This window comes from Paractinoplanes ferrugineus (assembly GCF_016862195.1).
GTDB classification, from domain to species: domain Bacteria; phylum Actinomycetota; class Actinomycetes; order Mycobacteriales; family Micromonosporaceae; genus Actinoplanes; species Actinoplanes ferrugineus.
Map to the genome: position 1 here is coordinate 17152 of NZ_BOMM01000067.1, position 18956 is coordinate 36107.

An 18956-nucleotide genomic window follows, 5' to 3' on the forward strand; every position below is an offset into this window, starting at 1 on the left:
GCTGAGCGGCCGAATTCGACAGTTGATTCCGGCTCGGTTCTCCGGAGGTGACTATTCCGGTACACCGGCAATCGCACTCGTGCCGGCCGGCATGCCCACGATCATGTCGTGCCAGGCGAGGACGGGACTCACGGCTTCTGTCTCACACCTGCCGGGACTCGGCCACCACCCGCGCCGCGTGCGCACACAGTTCCGACTGGTAGCGGCAACCTCGGCCACCGTCTCCGCGTTCAACCGTGCTCTACCGGAGCGCGGCGCGCGGGGTGCGGGTAGGTTGATCGTGGTGTGCCGGGAAGACTGGTCGGCGATCGATGACACCCGCCCCGATCCAGGAGACTCATGAGCACGCTGGCCTGGCTCGCCGTGACAGTTTTCACGATCGCGTACGTGCTGATCGCGACTGAGAAGATCAACCGGGTCGCGGTCGCGCTCGGCGGCGCCGCGATCATGCTGGTGCTCGGTGCGACGGACGCCGAGCACGCCTTCTTCTCCGAGGACGCCGGCATCGACTGGAACGTCATCTTCCTGCTCATGGGGATGATGCTGATCGTCGGGGTGCTCAAACGCACCGGGCTGTTCGAGTACGTGGCCATCTGGGCGGCCAAGAAGGCACGTGGCCGGCCGTTCCCGATCATGGTCATCCTCATTGTGGTGACCGGTGTGGTGTCCGCTGCCTTGGACAACGTGACCACTGTGCTACTGGTGGCCCCGGTGACGCTGCTGGTCTGCGACCGGCTCGGGGTGCCCCCGGTGCCGTTCTTGATCGCGGAGGTCCTGGCCTCCAACGTAGGCGGCACGGCGACGCTGGTCGGTGACCCGCCGAACATCATCATCGCCAGCCGCTCCGGGTTGAGCTTCAACGACTTCCTCAGCGTTCTCGCGCCGTTCGTCCTGCTGGTTCTCGTGGTGCTGGTGCTGCTCTGCCGGGTCATGTTCCGCCGCGCATTCCGCTTCGACGCCGAGCGGGCCGCTCAGGTGATGGCATTACGCGAGGGCGACGCGATCCGCGACCGGCGGCTCGTGGTGATGAGCCTGGTAGTGCTCGGCATGGTGCTGGTCGCCTTCAGCTTGCACACCGTGCTCGGCCTTGAGCCGTCGGTGGTGGCGCTGCTGGGCGGTCTGCTGCTGCTGGCCTTGTCGCGACTGGACGCGGGTGAGGTCGCCAAGGACGTCGAATGGCCGACCCTGGTGTTCTTCGCCGGGCTGTTCGTCATGGTCGGTGCCCTGGTCGAGACCGGCGTCATCGACACTCTCGCCCGCACGGCCACCGGCGCGGTGGAGGGCAAGCTGTGGCCGGCGACGATGCTGCTGCTGTGGGCCTCGGCCGGCCTTTCGGCGATCGTGGACAACATCCCCTACGTGGCCACGATGAGCCCGATCGTCGCCGACCTGGTCGACGCGGCCGGCGGCAACGACAAAGCCCAGGTGCTGTGGTGGGCGCTGGCCCTCGGCGCCGACCTGGGCGGCAACGCGACCGCGGTGGGGGCCTCGGCCAACGTGGTGGTGCTGGGCATCGCCGAACGCGCCGGACATCGCATCTCGTTCTGGGGCTTCACCAAATACGGCCTGATCGTCACCGCGATCTCGGTCACCCTGGCGGTGCCGTACCTCTGGTTGCGGTTCTTCGCCTTCTGAGGTTCCTCAGGTGCCCATCGTCCGGTCGAGCAACCCGTCGAGTGTGATCGCCCCGGTCATCACCCGATGATCGTCGACTACCGCGACCAGTGGCACGTTCGAGCGCGCCATCACCGAGGCAACCTCCAGCAGGGTGGCGTCCGCGCTGACCGCCGGCAGCTCCGGCCGGTTACGGGGCAGCAGATTGGCGACGGTGCGGTCACCGATCCCGCGGAGGATGACATCGGCGGCTGCCTCGTCGATCACCCGGGCCAGCGCCGGATCATCCTGACAGTACGACGGCAGCGCCATCCGCAGTACCTGTGTGCCGGCCAGCACGGTCAGCGGCCGGCCTCGGTCGTCCACCACGATCAGACCGGGCAGATCCTGCCCGGCCAGCAGCGTCACCGCCTGCCGGGCGGGCATGTCCTCGGTCACGGTAGTCATCGGGATCGACACGTCGCGGGCGCGCATGCCCCGACGATACGCTCGCACCGACGCGGGTACGCGGGCGAAGGTATCGGAGCTCGCGGCCGGTTCCTGGCGTCATGACCGACCCCCTGGCAGCCCGCCCACACACCTCAGCGAAGCCGGGCGGCTGAGCGGTGACACCGGTGGGCAGCGGCCGGCTGTCCGACAGCTTTGTTCAGCCCGTCGGGGCTGTGTCGTCGAGCGAGAGCGCCAGCAGGGCCACGTCGTCGTCGAGCCGTCCCAGGGTGGCCAGCAGCTCGGTCAGCGCGGTGACGGCCGCAGCGGCGCTGGTGGGTGCCAGGCGCACGAGGAAGTCCTGCAGCGCCTCTTCGCCGTAGCGTTCGTCGCGGTCACCGGCGTGGGCTTCGAGCAGGCCGTCGCTGTAGAGGATCAGCGTGTCACCCGGCGTCATGTCGAAGGTCCGGGTCGCGATGCGCGGCGCGGGCAGAATGCCGATGATGGTGCCGCCGGTGGTGGGTTGCGGCTCGAGGGTGCCGCCGGTGCGCAGCAGCATGGGGGCCGGGTGCCCGCCCCCGGCGATGGTGATCGAGCAGCCGCCCGGGGCCGGGGTCAGGGTGCCCAGGATGACCGTGCAGTGCCGGTGGGACGGGCTGTCGTGGTCCTGGTAGAGGACGTTGTTGAGGTAGGTCAGCGCAGCGGCGGGATCGGGATTGAAGGCCAGAGCGGTGCGCAGGGTGTGCCGGGCGGCCGCGGTGGTGGCCGCCGCGGCCAGGCCTTTGCCGCACACGTCGCCGAGGAAGAAACCCCACCGGCCGGAGGGCAGCGGGAACAGGTCGTAGAAGTCGCCGCCGATCCGGTCGGCCGAGGCCATGTGGTAGTAAGCGCTGCTCTGCATCCCCGGCGGGGTCGGCACGACGTCCGGCAGCAAGCTGCGTTGCAGACCGCCGATCAGCCCGCGCAGCCGTTCGCGTTCCGCGTCGGCCGCCCGCCGGGCGTGCAGGAGCTCCTGCTCGTAGGCACGGCGTTCGCGGGCGTCGAAGATGGTGCTGCGGATCAACATGGGCTGGCCGTCGCTGCCGGTCTTGACCACGGAGGTGACCAGCACCGGCAGCCGGCCGCCGTCGGCGCGTTTGAGTTCGAGCGCGACGCCGTTGACTTCCCCGTGCATCTGCAGCAGCGGCGCGAAGTGGGTCTCGTGGTAGAGCCGCCCGCCGACGGTGAGCAGGTCGCTGAAGCGTTTCCGCCCGACGACCTCGTCGCGGGTATAGCCGAGCCAGACGAGCAACGTCGCGTTGATCTTGGCGATGGTGCCGTCCAGGAGCGTCGACACGTTCCCGCACGGCGCGCTGTCGTAAAGGTCGTCGATGTTGTCCTCCAGCATCGCCGGGAACGCCGTGACATGCTCCGGCACCCTGCTCTCCGGCACCCTGCTCTCCGGCACCCGGCTCTCGGGCACCCGGCGCTCCGTCCCGCCGGGCGCGTCGAGACGCGGCAGTGGTTCGTTCATCGGCGCTCGGCCACGAACGCCGCGATGGCCTGGGCCGTGGCCTGCGGCGCGCTCAACTGCGGGCAGTGCCCGGTCGCGGCGAGCGTGACCAGACGGCTGCCGGCGATCCGGTCGCGGACGTATTCCCCCACTTCGGGCGGCGCGATCGCGTCGACCGCGGACTGGATGATCAGCGTCGGCACCCGTACCTTCGGCAGGTCCGCGCGATGGTCGGACAGGAAGGTCACCTTGGCGAACGCTTTCGCGATGCTCGGGTCGGTGCGGCAGAAACTGGTCGTCAGTTCCTCGCCCAGCTCCGGCCGGTCCGGATTTCCCATGATCACCGGCGCCATGGCGGCCGACCAGCCGAGATAATTGCTGTCCAGCGATTCGAGCAGTTCATCGATGTCGTCGCGGGAGAATCCACCGCGATAGCCGTCGTCGTCGATGAAGCTGGGCGAGGGGGCCAGCAGGACCAGGCCGGCGAAGAGTTCCGGCGCCTCGGCGGCGGCCAGCACACCCATCATGGCGCTGACCGAGTGCCCTACGTAGATCACGTCTTGAAGGTCGAGGTCGCGGCAGATCTCCAGGACATCGCGGGCGTACCCGTCGAGGGTCGCGTAGCGGTCCGGGTCCCACGCGCTCAGGTCGGAACGCCCGGCGCCGACGTGGTCGAACAACAGCACCCGGGACTGCTCCCCGAGCGTGTCGGTGACCAGGCGCCACATGTTCTGATCGCAGCCGAAGCCGTGGGCGAGCATCACCACCGGGCCGTGTTCTCGGCCCGTGAAGGTGACGTGATTGCGCGCCCGAACGTCCATGCCCCGCATTGTTGCACCCTGAACGGTCGATCCCCACGGCCGGTGATCCACCCGTCAGCGCAGCCGACATTTCGGTCGAAGCGACCGGGCATCGGCCGTGATCTCGCTTCCCGTACCTGCGCCGGTGGACCCGTCGTGACCCGACCTGATCGTACTGGACGTGGGCCGGCCCGGGATGGACGACGAGCCCCGCATGGGTCACCGCTTCCGGCCCTGACCTGCGCTCCGGCGCGGGCGGCCCCAGGCGGCTCGCTGGACGGTGAGGGTGAGGACACCGCCGAGAACGATGGCGGCCACATTGATGACCAACTGCAGCGTGGAGCCGAAGACCTCGGCCCGGACGCCGTAGGCCAGCGCCACGGCGGCGTTGGCCGCGGCCGGGATCGTCGTGACCGAGATCAGCACCCCGACCAGCGTGCCCGCCTTGGCCGAGGTCAGCGACAAGATTCCGGCCACGCCGCCCAGGAAGCCGATGACCCAGGAGAGGGCGTCGGGTCGCCAGATGAAGTCCGTCAGCGGCCGGTCGTCCAGCAGCATCGACTTGTCGACGAGATCGGCCGCGGTCAGCAGCCACACCGCCAGCACCGTGGCCGCCATGCCGGCCGGAAAACCGACCCCGAGCGCGAGCACCGACCGGCGCACCATGCGGAGCTTGCGCTGGGCCAGCCCGACACACAGCGCGGCGAGCGGACCGAACTCCGGCCCCACGACCATCGACCCGACGATCAGGATCGGCTGGTCGAGCAGCACACCGACGGCGGCGATGATCATGGCGACGATCATGAAGGCGAGGTAGGAAGCGGACAGGGTGGCTTCCTCGCCGGTCTGGTGCTCGATCTCGTGCCAGACGACCGCGTCCACGCCCAGACCGGGCACCCGGCGCGCGGCCCGGTCGGCCGACGCCGACAGGGCGGTGTCGATGCGTTCGACGACGATGGCCCCGTCGCGGTCGAGCCCGAGGCCGCGCAGGTCGTCGAGCACCCGGCTGGCGCCCTCGCGCACCACGTCGAACTCGATGACGTCGCCGGGCGGAATCTTGGCGGCGCCGTCGAGGACCATCAGATGCGTGACGGCCTCGTCGTCAGTCAGGTGCCGGGTCAGCCCCTCGGTGACCGCGGTCGGCGAGATGACCCGTACGTGCAGCATGGCGGCTCCATCCGGTCGACTCCGATCATGGAACTCAGGGTACGGCCAGCACCTCATGGGATACGGCACCATGCGTGCCGGCCTGGCATTGATGCATTCCGCGGTCGGGCCCTGCAAGGTCCTGGTGAACGGTCAACGTCGAGGTTGGAGCCGTAGTTGCCGCGAGGCACACCCCTCTGCGGCCTCAGGACGACGGGCTTGCCTCGTCGGGTGCTTCTCGGGCAGCCGTTGACGGCGGACGGGGGGAGGGTTCCGGCGGGAGGCGCAGCACCAGGGCGAGCGGCCGCGGTAGCGACCAATTGAGCCGGCCGAGCAGCACCACCAGGGCGGGGGCCAGTAGCGCGCGCACGATCAGGGCGTCGATGGCGATTCCCAGCGCCAGTGCCGTCGCGAGGATCTTCACCTCGACGGCCGGTACGGTGGACAGGGCGACGAAGGCCAGGAACAGGATCAGCGCCGCGGAGGTCACCAGCCGGCCGGTGCGGGCGATGCCGTCGATCACCGCCAGCGGGGTGGAGCCGTGCTCGTCGTACGCCTCGCGCATCCGGGACAGGATGAAGACCTCGTAGTCCATCGACAGGCCGAACAGGAATGCGAACACGGCGATCGGCACCCAGATGGTGATGGCGCCGCTGGCGGGCGTACCGAAGATCAGGTCGCTGCCGACGCCGTCTTGCCAGATCAGCACCGTGATGCCGTAGGCCGCAGCGATCGAGACCACGTTGAGCAGCAGTGCTTTGATCGGCAGCCAGAGCGAGCGCAAGGCCCGGGCCAGCAGCAGGAACGTCACCACGACGATGCCGAGCACGACCAGCGGGGCGTCGTTGTAGACCGCGGTGACGAAGTCGGCGTCCTCGGCCGGGTGCCCGCCGACCTCGGCTCCCGGGATGGTCGCCGCGACGTCGCGTACCGTGCGCACCGCTGTGCGGCTGGTGGCCGTTGCGGGGTCCTCGCCGGTCCAGACCTGGATCAGTTGCCCGGCGGGGGTGCGCCAGCCGGCGGACGTCGGGGCGACTGCGGCAGCGACACCGGGCAGGGCGGCGAAACGCGCCACGGCGTCCGCCGCTCGGGCGGGTGGCAGCAGTACCTCGGTCGGGCGCAGTACGCCCGGGCTGATGCCGGAAGCTGTGAGTTGTGCCGTGGCGACGCCGGCCGGGGTGCTCGCGTCGTAGGCGTCCAGCCGTGGTGAGCCGAGCCGGAGGCCCAGCAGGGGTGCCGCCAGTGCCAGCAGCAGCAGAGTGCTTGCCAGGGCGACGAGGGCGGGGTGACGGACCGCGACGGTGGCGATGCGTCGCCAGGCTCGGCTGCTCGGATCGGTGATCCGCCGGCGCGGCCATTGAAGGCGTTCGCCGGCGGTGGCCAGCACGACCGGTACGAGGGTGGTGGCGGTGGCGACGCTCAATAACGGGATCAGCAGGCCACCCAGGCCGATGCTGCGCAGGAACGGCAGCGGGACCAGCACCAGGGCGGCGAGTGAGACGGCGACCGTGACACCGCTGAGCACCACCGACCGCCCGGCGGTGGCCATGGCGGACACGACAGCGGCCGTGCTGTCCAGGCCGCCGGCCCGCTGCTCGCGCCATCGCATGACGATGAGCAACGAGTAGTCGATGGCGACACCCAGCCCGATCAACGCCACCAGGTACTGGACCACGAACGAGACGTCGGTGAGCGCGGTCAGGCCCAGCAGGCAGAGGAAGGTGGCGAGGATCGACACCACGGCTACGAGCAACGGTACGGCGGCCAGCAGCGAGCCGAACACCGCGGCGAGCACGATGAGCGCACCGAGCCCGCCCAGGACGACCTCGACGAGCACTCCCCGCCGCCCGCCGCCCGAGGTCTCCTCCAGCACCGTGGTGCCGGTGACGGTGAGCGGGCGCCCGCCGACGTCGGCCTGGGCGGCGGCGGCCTCGAGCGCCGGCAGAGCCGCGGCGTACGGCTCCGGTCCCGGTAGGACATGGGGGTAGACCAGAGCGACCAGGACCTCGCCGTCCGGGGATGCCAGCTCGCTCGCACCGGCCGGGGTGAGCACCCGGCTGCCCGGAGCCGCGGCGGTGACCCTGGCCACCTGAGTCTCGAACGCTTCGCGCGCGGCCGGCCCGGCCTGGCGCGGGCGGGCGACCAGGACCAGCGGGTCGACCGCCCCACCGCCGCCGGTTGCCGCGGTGATGCGCTGGTTGGCCTCGTAAGCGGGCTGACCGGGCAGAGCGAACTCGTATCGCAGCGCCTCGACGGTGCGTGGGGCGAGAACGCCCCCGGCCGCGGCGATCAGGACCCAGGCGATGATCACCAGGGCACGATGGCGCAACATCCAGGTGGTCCAGCGTCGCATCATTCCACCGAACTATAAGGGGCCTTATGGTCTGTCAGGAACCTTATAGTCTGCCTATGGGTGATGTCGAGCAGCACGGTGCGGGCTGGTCCGGCGGTGACCCCGGCAGGGTGACGGGCTGGACGCTGGTACGCACCCACCACGCCGTCGCCCGCCGCTTCACCGAGACGTTGGCGCGGGCCGGCCTGACCCCGACCCAGTTCGGCGTCCTGGTCGAGGTGGTAGGCGGCACGGGCGTGAGCCAGGCCGAGCTGGCCCGCCGGGTGCTGGTGACCCCGCAGAGCATCGGCGAACTACTTACCTCGCTGGAACGTCTGGGCTACATCTCGCGCCGGCGGGGCCCCCGCGGCACGGCGAGCGAGGTGCGGGTGACCGATGCCGGAAGAGCGGCCCTGGACCGGGCGACGCCGCTGATCCAGGCGATGAACAGCCCGCAGGCACTCGGGCTGACCCCGCCGGAGGACACGACGCTCAACGCGTTGCTGCACAAGGTGCTCGCCGCGATGAAGGACTCCTGATCGACTCGGCATCGCAAACGCCGTAGCCCTTCCCGCGCCCGGCGATGATCCGTCAACCGGTCCAGGTTGGCCCACTCGGGCAGCGCCCTCCTGGGACACCTCCTCGCGCAGTCGCCTCTCGGCGGCAGGTCGGGCTTCGGCAACGCCGTCACGAGCGTCGTCGGTGGCGCAGCCGAGTGGTCTAGGGCAGGAATCGCACTTCGGGGAATGCCGGGCTCGGGCCGGCGAGCAGATGTTGCCGCCGGCCGCGGAGGTGCTGTTCGAAGAACGCGAGGGGGTAGGCCTGCTGAATTCGTACGGCGGTAGCGGGATCGAGAGTCCCGATCCAGTCGGTGAGGTCCTTGTTGCTCATGCCGGTGATCGTCGCCAGCTCAGGGATGAGCCATTGGTGGTCGCAGTAGCCGCCGTGCCGGGCGCCGTCAGCCTGCACGTTGCGGCGCCAGCCGTGCAGAAGTGACCAGAACCTCGCGACAGCGGGCTCGGCGGCACGGGTGAACTGCGCGGTCATCAGCATGAACGGCCGGTCGATGCGGGTGACCGGTGGATCGGACTCCATCGGGCCGTCGAGGCTGAGGCCGGCCTGAACACGCCGGTCGGTGTTCATCATGAGAGCGGTGGCGGTGCCTCCCTTGGACCAGCCGTACATGCCGACGCGACGCAGGTCGAGCGCGGTGGCCAGCCCTTCGGGCAACGGGCGCCGTTCGGCGTCGGGATTACCGCCGGCGGCGAGTTCCTCGATGCGGTCGAGGACGAACCGCATGTCGGCGACCTGGCCCCACGGGGTGGCCGGTCGGTCGTCGGCGGGGAGGCTGAGGCGGCCGTCCGGGAATTGGGTGTACGCATCGTCGGTATGGTCGACGGTGACCACGATGTAACCGTGGCTGACGAGTTCCTGGGCGACGATGGTCGTCTCGGAACGGTGGCCGCCGGCGCCGTGCGAGTACAGGATCACCGGTTGCCGGCCGATCCTCCGTGAGGCCGGCGCGTTCTCGTGGGCGACGGTGATCGGCGAGGTGGCGGCATCGGCCGGGAACCCGTTCGCGTCGAGCAGCGCACGCAGGGGCGCATCGGCCAGCCAGGCGGCCTTGGAACGATGCCGGACGTCGCGGGAAGCGGGGTACCAGACGCTGATCATCAATTCGCGGCCGGCGCGGGCCTCGTCGATCAGGTGCAGGGCAACAGTTCCGGCGACGTCCGGTCCGGTGGGCTTGGGCAGCGTGAGCCGGGTGGACGCGGCCGAGGCGGGCCCGGTGCCGGCCCACGGCACGGCAGCTCCGGCAGCGAGGGCGGCGGTCAGCAGGTGCCGGCGGGTCAGGACGACGGTCATGGGTTCCTCCGGTGGCGTCAGTCGTTACGGACGGAAGCAGGGCCGGTCAGGCGGCGTAGCAGCGGCATCGTCGACGCGATCAGAGCAAGGGATACGAGCAGGCCGGTCCCGGTGACGGCGTAATAGCCGGCACCGGGCGGCCGCAGCTCGTAGCCGAGCTGGGATTTGAGGAACAGGGCGGCGGAGACGAAACCAGCCGCGACGGCGACGGCGGAGACGGCGAGCAGCGGAACGGCGCTCTCCAGCAGTACGACGCCACGCAGATCGCTGAGCCGCAGGCCGGCCAGCCGGAGTACGGCGAAGGGCCGTTTGCGTTCGTTGAGGCCGCCGGTGATGCTGACCGCGAGGCTGCATCCGGCGATCACCAGGCTGGCGATGATCACGATGTCGGCGAGGCGTTGCATCTGGCGGAGCAGGCGCGTGGAGTCGTCGCGGATGTCGCCCTCCGAGGCGGCGCCGTCGACCTGAGGAAATGCGTTCTCCAACAGCGTGCGGGAGGTCTCGAGCGCAGCCGGTGAGCCGTCGGTGTCGACGGCGACGCCGATGACGGCCTGCCGGTCGAGCGGGACCTCGGGGGCGGGCGGCCACTGCGGATCGCTGCCGCCGCGGACGCTGCCGCCGTACGGCGGGACCAGGTTGGGAAAGACTTGCGCGGCCGCCGCACCGGGGGAGCAGTGGCCGCTGCCCGGAATGCGGGTGAGATCGGCGCAGCTGATGAGGCCGGGCCACGAGTTGGGGTCGTTCTTGTCGATCTGTGGGTTGTCGCGGATCAGCACCACCGCTCGCACGCCGGGCACCGCGGTCAGCGAGGGCGGTACCGAGGCCTGGTCGAGCGGTTGCTGTCCGTGGCCGCTCCAGGAGGTGACGGTCATCAGGTTGTGGATGATCGGCGTGGCCGCGCTGTCGCCGCGCTCGGCCACGTAACTGGTGATCACTCCGGTGGCGACGCTACCGACGAACAGTGCGAGAGCGAGTCCGCTGATCGACCGGAATCCGGCGCGTGGGTCGTCGGCCAGCCGTCGCCCGGCGATGACGCCGGCCGGCCGGCGGGCAAGGCGGGCCAGCAGCCGGGAGCCGGTCATGGTCACCCACGGCCCGGCGACGACCACACCGATCATCACGACGAGGATGCCGGAGAGGTAGGCCGCGGTCTGCCCGTTGGTGGTGTACGGCTTGCGTCCGACGAACCAGGTCAGTTCGGCCAGGCCGGCTATCAGGGGTAAAAGGCGCCAGGCCCGCGGTGGTTTCGGGGTGACGCGGCGCATCACGCCGAGCGGTGACATCCGTACCCGGCGAAGCGCAAGGCGCGCGGACAGCGCGGCCCCGATCGGTACGCCGAAGAGCATCAGGAGCGCCGCCGGCCAGGTGAGTTCCAGGTCGTCGAGGAAGAACCGCAAACCGGTGAACGGAACGTGCGCCAGTACCGGGCGCAGCAGGAGGAACAGCCCGAATCCGAGCAGGGTGCCGGCCGTCGCAGCGATCATCGACTCGATCGTGGCCAGCGTCGCGACCTGCCGCGGAGTGGCGCCGACCAGGCGCATCGCGGCGAGTCGCTGCTCCCGGCGGGCGGCGGACAGCCGGGTGGCGACGCCGATGAAGATCAGCAATGGGAACAGCAGGGCGGCCACCACCACGGCGAGGATCAGGGCCATGCCGTTGATCCCGGTCCCGACGTAGCAGCGTAGGCAGTGCTCGGGTGACACGCTGACGAACCGGGTGAGCTGGGTGGCGTCCCGCAGCCCCGCCACGTCGGCGGGGGTACGTCCGACAACGGCGATCAGCAGATCGGGTGAGGCGAGCGCGTCGCGGCCCAGCACGGCGGTCCGGCGCCCGGGGAAGCGTTCGGAGAGTTGATCGGGCGGTGTGGTCCTCAGCAGCTCGGCCAGTGCGGGGGAGACCGCGTATTCGCCGGGGCCGGGCAGGGCACTCAGACCGGGCGGCACCGGAGCGTGCGGGCCGGTGACCGCGACGTCGATCCGGGCGATCGACCGACCCCGGAAGTAGTCCTCACGAAACGCCCACCAGGCCGGATCGGCCGCGCTCGGCCCGGTCGCGGCCTCGGCATGCGCGCTGTTGAGCCAGCCGTAGTGGGCGTTCTGGCGCTGCACGGCGGTCGTGCCGGCCAACGCCGCCAGGACCAGGCCGACGCCGATCGCGACCGCCGCGCCGATGATCGCCAGCCGGGCCACCGCGGCGCGGCCGCCGGCCACCGCCATCCGCAGTCCGAGGCGGATCACGCGGCCGCCTCCTGCGTGTCGAACGAGGTGACGCGACCGTCGCGCACGATCACCTCGCGGTCGGCGTACGCCGCGACCCGCGCCTCATGAGTGACGAGTACGACCGTCGTGCCCCGATCACGGGCCAGGCTCACCAGCAGTTCCATGACCTGCTCGCCGGTGATCGAGTCGAGCGCGCCGGTCGGCTCGTCGGCGAACAGCACCTGTGGGCCGCCGACCAGCGCGCGGGCCAGCGCGACCCGCTGGGCCTGCCCGCCGGACAGCTCGCCGGAGCGGCGGCCGTGCAAACCCTCCAGGCCGAGCCGGTCGAACCACTCCCGAGCCTGCTGCAGCGCGGGCTTGCGGCGTACGCCGCCCAGCAGCAGAGGTAGAGCCACGTTCTCCGCCGCGGTCAGCTCGGGAACCAGCTGTCCGAACTGGAAGACGAACCCGAACCGGTCGCGGCGCAGTTCGCTGCGCCGGGTCTCGCTGAGCGTGTCGATGCGCTGCCCGTCAACCAGGATCTGGCCCGCGTCGGGCACCAGGATGCCGGCAAGGCAGTGCAGCAGTGTCGACTTGCCGGAGCCGCTCGGCCCCATCACGGCGACGATCTCCCCCGTGGCGATCGTCAGGTCGGCGCCGCGCAGGGCCGGGGTGGCCCCGAACGACAGTTCGACGCCGCTGGCCCGCAACGCGGCGCTCACCGCCGGACCTGCGCACGCAACTGCTCGAGCCGGGCCGCGGTCAGGTCGATCCAGCGGAGATCGGCCTCGAGATGGAAGAGTCCGTGGTCGGCGAGCAGACCGTCGACCAGCTCACCGGAGCGCTTGATCTCGGTGAGTTCGCGCATGCGTTGCAGGTGGGCGTGGCGCTGAGCATCGAGGTAGGACTTGGCCCCGCGGTCGAGCATCAGAGAGAGTACGACCTTGGCGAACAGGACCGTCTGCAGGTGAGGCTCGGCCTGCACGGGCTCGGCCAGCCAGGCGTCGACCTCGGTAGCACCGGCCTCGGTGATGACGTAACGCTTGCGGTCCGGGCCGTCGCCGGGCGCGAGCTCATCCATCACCACCTTGCCGTCACGGGTCAGCCTGGCAAGCGTCGAATAAACCTGGCCGAACGGCAGCGACTTGCCCCGGCCGAAGTAGGTGTCGTAGTCACGCTTCAGGTCGTACCCGTGGCTGGGCTGCCGTTCCAGCAGCCCGAGCAAGGTCAGAGGAACACTCATGCGCCGACTATACACCGAGTGTATAAACCCGGTATATACCTGCAGCGTATAAGGCTCCGAACTATCCGGACGCCGGAACGGCTCCCGGCCAAGCGGTGACTCACAGCGGCCCCTGACCGGCCGCCGTAAGCCGGGGACCGGGTCAGTTCATGGTGGCTCCGATGGTGCTGCTTCCCGTCGTCAGGAACGTGGTGGCGGGCAGGGTGCCGCTGGAGGAGCGGGCGTTGTAACAGGTCGTGGCGTTTGTGGAGAGGAAGGACGGGGTGCTGATCCCGCTGTCCCAGTTGTTGCCGGCCGAGGTGACCGAGGAACCCTTGCTCACCGAGCCGCGACCGTTGCCCACCGCCAGGTTCTTGCCGAGCTTCGCCGAGCTGGTGGCGAAGTAGTAGCCGTAGTTGCCGTTGGCGTACGCGGTGGTGCGGTTGATGACGATGGCGCCCTTGTTGGAGTTCTCGGTGAACCCGTTGCCCGCGTCGTCCCACGCCGCCGAGTTGTTCACGACGTGAGCCACGGTCTCGCCGTCACCGCCGAGCTTGTAGCCGTTGCCGTCACCGGCGAAGGCCGAGTCGCTCCAGCGGTTCTTGCCGTTGCCGAACGACCAGGTGTGCTCGATGGTGACCGGTGACGAGAACGACCACAGATCGATGCCGTCGTCGGAGTTGTTGTAGAGCCGGGCGCCGGTCACCAGGTTCCCGGTGCCGGAGCCGAACTTGATGGCCACCCCGTCGGCGTTCTCCCCGTGTTCGGCGGCGTCGTAGTTCCCGTACGAGTCCAGGTTCCTGACCGTGTTGTTCGAGGTGCCGTCGCCGGTCAGGGTGAACCCGGAGTCGCCGCCGTTGATGGTCTTGATGTTGTTCCAGTTGGTGCCGATGCAGGACTGGCAGACGACCGCGCTGTCCGGCGAGTTCTGGAAGATGATGTTGGAGACGTTCCAGTAGTCGGCGGTCAGTTTGAAGATCCAGGAACCGCTGGGCAGGCTCGTACCGCTGATCTTCACGACCTCGGAACCGTACGCGGTGAGCGTGATCGGCGAGGACGAGCTCCCGTTGGCCGTCGACTGCAGGGTGGTCGTCGGATAGTAGGTGCCACCCCGGACCTGGATGACCGTTCCGGCGGTGGCGTTCTTGATGGCGTTGGACAGGTCGGTCACGTTGCTGACGACGACCGTGGCCGCGAACGCCGGGGCGCAGAACAGGCCGAGGCCGACGACGGTGGCCGCAGCCGATGCGGCGAGGACGTTACGCAGGGATCTCATGATGCGTGGTTCCTTCCGAAGGGGTGAGGACCGGATCCGCTCCCGGGGCGCGACCGGGCAGCTTCGGGGGGAGCCGATCCTGATCGCCGCCAAGGAAGTGCATTTCACGGACGAGGCGAAGTTCGACATGCCGGGAAGGGCAATACATCTATCGATGTCGATGAAAGTTTAGCCGACGAAACAGCTCGTGGGCGGGGAACACCCGTACCTCGTCGGGCAGGGTCATGAGTTTGTGCTGCACGCTGTCGTAGCGGCGGAGGCGAGCAGGTCGGGGCGGCCGACGTCGCCGATGAACAGCGCGTCGCCGGTGAGTACGCCGTACGGCATGGTGTCGGTGGCGTGTTCGTATTCGGTGTCGGCGCGGTGGCCGTAGCCGATCCGGGCGCCGGTGGCGGCGGCGACCTCGAGGTGTCCGGCGAGGAAGTCGGCGTGGAAGTGGGTGTTGACGACGCCCTCGATTGCTCGGAGGTATGGGGTCTTCGGGGTGGGTCAGGCGAGCCGGCCGAGGCGGCCGCCCTTGGCCTGCAGCCCCATGCCGGCGTCCGCCCAGGCGCGCAGGCCGCCGGTGAGGTTGTGCACTTGCCGGCCCTCGCGGGCGAGCAGGGCGGCGGCCTGCCGCGAGCGGACCCCGGAGCGGCAGACGGTGATCACGGGCCGGTCGGCCGGCACCTCGGCAAGGCGGGCGGTGAGCTGCCGGAGGGGGATGTGCCGGGCCGATGGCGCGTGCCCGGCGCGCCACTCGGCCGGCTCGCGCACGTCGAGCAGCACCGCACCGTCCGCGACCAACGCGGCGGCCTGTTGCGGATCCACGGACTGGTATGGCTTGCGGAACATCCTGGTGAGCAGCGCGGCAACAGACATGGGTGTCCTCCTGGTCCTGGCTGATGTGGTGATCCGCTACGGCCGAGCCCACGTCCGTGGGCGGCCACCTGTACAGCAGAAACCCCTGGGGGTATGTGAGGGTGATGGGTGCGGTGGGCGTCGCCGACCTGAGGACCCTTCCCGGGAGAGGTTGCTCAGGCGGGAGTGGGGTTGAGGATGGCCTGGACGGCGACGAAGGCCGCGATGGCGAAGACGAGCCAGGCGAAGGCGCGTTGCAGCTTCTGGGTGGGCAGCCGGTTCGCGAGACGGCCGGCGGCGAGGGAGCCGGTGATGGCGGCGAGGGTGAACGCCGCGGCGATTCGGTAGTCGATGGTCGCGTCGCCGGTGTGCGCGGCGAAGCCGGCGGCGGAGTTGACCACGATGATGACCAGGCTGGTGGCGATGGCGGCGGGCATGCTGAGGCCGAGCCCCAGGACGAGGGCGGGAATGATGAGGAAGCCGCCGCCGACGCCGAACAAGCCGGTCAGGAACCCGACCGCGAGCCCAGCGGCGATCGATTTCGGAAGGCAGCCGCGCCAGTTGATCCCGCCGCCGGGCAGGGCGCAGTCGCCGCCGGAGTCGTCGGTGCCGCGCAGCATCCGCCACCCGGCGGCGACCATGAGGGCGGCGAAGCCGATCAGGATGAGGCGCGGGTCCAGGAGCCGGTTGACGGCGGCACCGGCGAACGCCGCGGCGGCGCCGGTGCCGCCGACGATCCCGGCGATGCGCCACCGCACCAGCCCTCCGCGCAAACGGGGGATCAGCGCGGTGGCCGACGAGATGCCGACCACCAGCAGCGACGTGGGCACGGCCGCGGCGACGGGCAGGTCGGCACCGTAGACGAGAGCGGGAACGGCAAGGATCGAGCCGCCGCCACCGAGCAGGCCGAGCAGGACGCCGATGAGCGCCCCGAACCCGATCGCGGTGATCATGGCTCGTCTCGCCCCGGTCGGCCGGCGCGGGCCGACCGGAAGCGGATGCTGTGGTGACGCGGCATGGGATTACCGCCGGTCGCCGGTAAGGGCGGCGACGACCTGGTCGAGGTCGGTGCGCGGGCCACGGTTGTAGGGCAGCCTCGCCAGGAGCATGCCCATCGCGCAGGTGTCGGTCAGCGCCGCGAAGGTCAGGCCGGCGCCGATGAACGCGGCCACCCACTTGAGCGGCTCGGCCAGGGTGCTGGCGAGCACGACGACCAGGACGACACTGCCGGCGGCCAGGCGGACCTGGCGTTCCAGGTCCCAGCGCGGGGTGCCGGTGGTCACCGGCGCGTGGGCGGCCTGCCAGGCGGTGATGCCGCCGGTGAGCACCCGCAGGTTGGGCAGGCCCACGCGGGCGAGGGCCTGTTCGGCCTGGGCGGCCCGCTGCCCGGAACGGCAGACCAGCACGACCTGCTCATCGAGGTGATCGCGGAGTTCGTCGCGGTGCTCGCGCAGCAGATCCAGGGGAACGCTGTAGGAGCCCGGGATGTGCGCGGCCTCGAACTCGGCCGGGGTGCGCACGTCGATCAGCCGCGGCGGGTGGCCGGTGGTGACGAGGTGGTGCAGGGCCGGGACGTCGAGGCCGGCCGGGGTGCTGGTGGGCTTGGTCATCGGGTGTGGTTCTCCGGTTCAGTGTCCGCGGACGATGGGCAGACCGGCGTCGGCGGCCTCGGGGTAGGCGTCGTCGATATGCACCACCTGACGCCCGGCGCGGGCCAGGAGGCCGGCGGCCGCGGCCGCGCGGTAGCCGGAGCCGCAGTGCACCCACACCGTGCCGGCGGGCACGTCGCCGAGCCGCGTGGGCAGGTCGGGCAGCGGAATGTGTACGGCGTCGTCGATGTGGTCGGTGCGCCACTCGTTGTCCATCCGCACGTCGAGCACCACGTCCGCGCCGGGCAGCTCGTGCGGCGGTCTGCCCGTGCGGGCGGCGGCCAGATCGGCGAAGGTCGCCGTGCTCAGCTCGGCCAGGCGGGTGTCGTCGCCGCCGGCCCAGTCGTCCGGGCTGCCGGCGGCTGCGGCGGCGGGCCGGTCGATACCGATGCGGGCCAACTCGCGGTGCGCGTCGGCGACCTGCTGAGCGCTGTCGCCGAGCAGGGTGATCGGTGCGCCCCACGGGACCATCCAGCCCAGCCAGGTCGCCATCGGCCCGTCCAGGGCGAAGCTGAGCGTGCCGGCCAGGTGCCGGTGCGCGAAGGCCTTGCGGTGGCGCAGGTCGACCACCCATTCACCGGCCGCGATCCGGGCGGCGAGCTCCGTCGGGTCCGCGGTGGTCACCGGGGTCAGGTCGATCAGGTCGGCGCCGGCGGTGTTCCGCGCGCCCATGTGCGCGTAGTACGCCGGGTACGCGTCAAGACCGGCGAGGTTCTCGGTGACGAAGTCGTCGGTCTCCAGCCGCAGCGCCGGGTTCGCGGTGCGTTCCCGGCCGATCGTCGACTCGGGCGCGTCGGCCCGGGTGGCCGAGCAGAAGCTGCCGAAGCCGTGGGTGGGCCACACCTGCGCGCCGTCGGGCAGCAGGTCGGCGAGGCGCCGCACCGAGGCATGCTGTCGCTCGGCGAGGGTGTGGGCGTGCTCCTTGCCGAGCAGGTCGGTACGCCCGGTGGTGCCGAACAGCAACGACCCGCCGGTGAACACCCCGACCGGACCGGCGCCGTCATCGAGCACGTACGACACGTGGTGGAACGTGTGGCCGGGCGTAGCCACCACCCGCACGCGCATCTCCGCCGACACGTCGATCTCGTCGCCGTCGGCCACCGCCCGGCGCGCGAAACCGACCTTGTCGTCCGCTGCGACCAGGTACGTGGCGCCGGTCAACCGGGCGAGGGCCAGGCCGCCGGAAACGTAGTCGTTGTGCAGGTGCGTCTCGGCGACATGGGTGATCCGCACCCCGAGTCGGCCGGCCAGGGCCAGGATCCGGTCGATGTCACGTTGCGGGTCCACCACGACCGCGACCTGCCCGTCGTGGGCCAGGTAGCTGCGGTCACCCAACGACGAGGTCGGCACGACCTCCACGCTCACCTCAGTCATCGCACGTCTCCTCCTCGATCGGCTTGTCGCTGGTCAGCGGCTGGGTCTCGACCGGATATCCGGCCTGGCGCCACGCTTCGGTCCCGCCGGCGAGGGACTGCACCCGGGCGCCGGCGGCGGACAGCAGCCGGGCTGCGGCGAGACTGCGGGCACCGGAGTGACACACCGTCACCACAGCCTGCCCGGCATACCGGGCGGCCACCGCCGACACCTCGTCAAGTGGCACATTCACCGCACCCGGCAGATGACCACCGGCGTACTCGCCCGGGTGGCGCACATCGAGCAGCACGCCCTCGACGCCGTCCGACCGCAGACGAGCAACCGAAATCTCTCTCAGGATCACTTGAAAACTCCAATCAGTGTATACCCCCGGGGGTATACGGAAGACATGATTCGACCATGACGAAGGGCGAAGCCCCCACCCGGTGCGGCGGGGGCACGCCAAGGCTCAGGACAAAGACATGAACAGCTTCTCGAGCTCTTCCTCGCTCATCGGCGGCTCCTCGCCGCGCAGGCGGGCAGTCTGACATTCCCGCATCCCGGTCGCGATGATCTTGAAGCCTGCCCGGTCGACGGCGCTGGACACCGCGGACAACTGGGTGAGCACCCGCCGGCAATCCTCACCGTTCTCGATCATCGCGATCACCGCACCGAGCTGCCCCTGTGCGCGCTTCAAGCGGGTCAGTGCGTCCTTGAGCAGGACCGGACTCATCTCCATCAG

General features: G+C 70.4%; 18 protein-coding genes and 1 pseudogene. 2 read left to right on the plus strand and 17 right to left on the minus strand.

Annotated features, from left to right (window positions below; all coding sequences use genetic code 11):
* Window positions 1-339: 339 nt before the first annotated feature.
* Window positions 340-1635, plus strand: coding sequence for an ArsB/NhaD family transporter (locus Afe05nite_RS36140; RefSeq protein ID WP_203821805.1), 1296 nt, complete (start codon window positions 340-342; stop codon window positions 1633-1635).
* Between the two features lie 6 nt (window positions 1636-1641).
* On the opposite strand, the gene Afe05nite_RS36145 is transcribed toward Afe05nite_RS36140, so the two are convergent.
* From Afe05nite_RS36145 to Afe05nite_RS36165, 5 genes are all read right to left on the minus strand, one after another.
* Complete coding sequence (locus Afe05nite_RS36145) at window positions 1642-2088, minus strand: CBS domain-containing protein (protein WP_203821806.1); 447 nt, start codon at window positions 2086-2088, stop codon at window positions 1642-1644.
* A 172-nt stretch (window positions 2089-2260) separates the two neighbouring features.
* Window positions 2261-3553 carry a PP2C family protein-serine/threonine phosphatase gene (locus Afe05nite_RS36150; RefSeq protein ID WP_203821807.1) on the minus strand — a complete coding sequence of 431 codons (1293 nt, stop codon included), beginning with the start codon at window positions 3551-3553 and terminating at the stop codon, window positions 2261-2263.
* Complete coding sequence (locus Afe05nite_RS36155; RefSeq protein WP_203821808.1) at window positions 3550-4353, minus strand: alpha/beta fold hydrolase; 804 nt, start codon at window positions 4351-4353, stop codon at window positions 3550-3552. The genes Afe05nite_RS36150 and Afe05nite_RS36155 overlap by 4 nt, the downstream gene beginning before the upstream one ends.
* Before the next feature lie 198 nt (window positions 4354-4551).
* Window positions 4552-5499, minus strand: coding sequence for a DUF389 domain-containing protein (locus tag Afe05nite_RS36160; RefSeq protein WP_203821809.1), 948 nt, complete (start codon window positions 5497-5499; stop codon window positions 4552-4554).
* A 184-nt stretch (window positions 5500-5683) separates the two neighbouring features.
* Window positions 5684-7834, minus strand: coding sequence for an MMPL family transporter (locus Afe05nite_RS36165; RefSeq protein ID WP_239118457.1), 2151 nt, complete (start codon window positions 7832-7834; stop codon window positions 5684-5686).
* A gap of 53 nt (window positions 7835-7887) precedes the next feature.
* Between Afe05nite_RS36165 and Afe05nite_RS36170 the strand changes: the two genes are divergently transcribed.
* The gene (locus tag Afe05nite_RS36170) at window positions 7888-8349 is read left to right on the plus strand and encodes a MarR family winged helix-turn-helix transcriptional regulator (RefSeq protein WP_203821810.1); all 462 of its coding nucleotides are present in this window, start codon (window positions 7888-7890) and stop codon (window positions 8347-8349) included.
* A 181-nt stretch (window positions 8350-8530) separates the two neighbouring features.
* Here Afe05nite_RS36170 and Afe05nite_RS36175 read toward each other — a convergent pair whose 3' ends face one another.
* The 12 genes and pseudogenes from Afe05nite_RS36175 to Afe05nite_RS36225 all read right to left on the minus strand — a co-directional run bounded on the left by Afe05nite_RS36175 (window position 8531) and on the right by Afe05nite_RS36225 (window position 18953).
* Window positions 8531-9676 (minus strand): alpha/beta hydrolase family protein, encoded by a 1146-nt coding sequence (locus Afe05nite_RS36175; RefSeq protein ID WP_203821811.1) that lies wholly within the window; start codon window positions 9674-9676, stop codon window positions 8531-8533.
* Window positions 9677-9693: 17 nt separating this feature from the next.
* Complete coding sequence (locus tag Afe05nite_RS36180) at window positions 9694-11913, minus strand: FtsX-like permease family protein (RefSeq protein WP_203821812.1); 2220 nt, start codon at window positions 11911-11913, stop codon at window positions 9694-9696.
* Window positions 11910-12596: an ABC transporter ATP-binding protein gene (locus tag Afe05nite_RS36185; RefSeq protein ID WP_203821813.1), complete on the minus strand. Its 687-nt coding sequence runs from the start codon at window positions 12594-12596 to the stop codon at window positions 11910-11912. The genes Afe05nite_RS36180 and Afe05nite_RS36185 overlap by 4 nt, the downstream gene beginning before the upstream one ends.
* A complete protein-coding gene (locus Afe05nite_RS36190) occupies window positions 12593-13117 on the minus strand; it encodes a PadR family transcriptional regulator (protein ID WP_203821814.1) in 525 nt (174 codons plus the stop codon). The genes Afe05nite_RS36185 and Afe05nite_RS36190 overlap by 4 nt, the downstream gene beginning before the upstream one ends.
* 142 nt (window positions 13118-13259) lie before the next feature.
* A complete protein-coding gene (locus Afe05nite_RS36195) occupies window positions 13260-14372 on the minus strand; it encodes a right-handed parallel beta-helix repeat-containing protein (protein WP_203821815.1) in 1113 nt (370 codons plus the stop codon).
* Window positions 14373-14559: 187 nt separating this feature from the next.
* Window positions 14560-14831 (minus strand): annotated as a pseudogene (locus Afe05nite_RS44875) (MBL fold metallo-hydrolase); the annotation flags it as partial.
* A 30-nt stretch (window positions 14832-14861) separates the two neighbouring features.
* Window positions 14862-15233: a rhodanese-like domain-containing protein gene (locus Afe05nite_RS36200; protein ID WP_438869485.1), complete on the minus strand. Its 372-nt coding sequence runs from the start codon at window positions 15231-15233 to the stop codon at window positions 14862-14864.
* 155 nt (window positions 15234-15388) lie between these two features.
* Complete coding sequence (locus tag Afe05nite_RS36205) at window positions 15389-16165, minus strand: sulfite exporter TauE/SafE family protein (RefSeq protein ID WP_203821816.1); 777 nt, start codon at window positions 16163-16165, stop codon at window positions 15389-15391.
* Window positions 16166-16234: 69 nt separating this feature from the next.
* Entirely contained in the window at window positions 16235-16822 is a 588-nt protein-coding gene (locus tag Afe05nite_RS36210) for a rhodanese-like domain-containing protein (protein ID WP_203821817.1), read from the minus strand.
* An 18-nt stretch (window positions 16823-16840) separates the two neighbouring features.
* Window positions 16841-18235 carry an MBL fold metallo-hydrolase gene (locus tag Afe05nite_RS36215; RefSeq protein ID WP_203821818.1) on the minus strand — a complete coding sequence of 465 codons (1395 nt, stop codon included), beginning with the start codon at window positions 18233-18235 and terminating at the stop codon, window positions 16841-16843.
* Window positions 18228-18578 carry a rhodanese-like domain-containing protein gene (locus tag Afe05nite_RS36220; protein WP_203821819.1) on the minus strand — a complete coding sequence of 117 codons (351 nt, stop codon included), beginning with the start codon at window positions 18576-18578 and terminating at the stop codon, window positions 18228-18230. The genes Afe05nite_RS36215 and Afe05nite_RS36220 overlap by 8 nt, the downstream gene beginning before the upstream one ends.
* Before the next feature lie 105 nt (window positions 18579-18683).
* Complete coding sequence (locus tag Afe05nite_RS36225; RefSeq protein WP_203821820.1) at window positions 18684-18953, minus strand: metal-sensitive transcriptional regulator; 270 nt, start codon at window positions 18951-18953, stop codon at window positions 18684-18686.
* Between the last annotated feature and the right edge of the window lie 3 nt (window positions 18954-18956).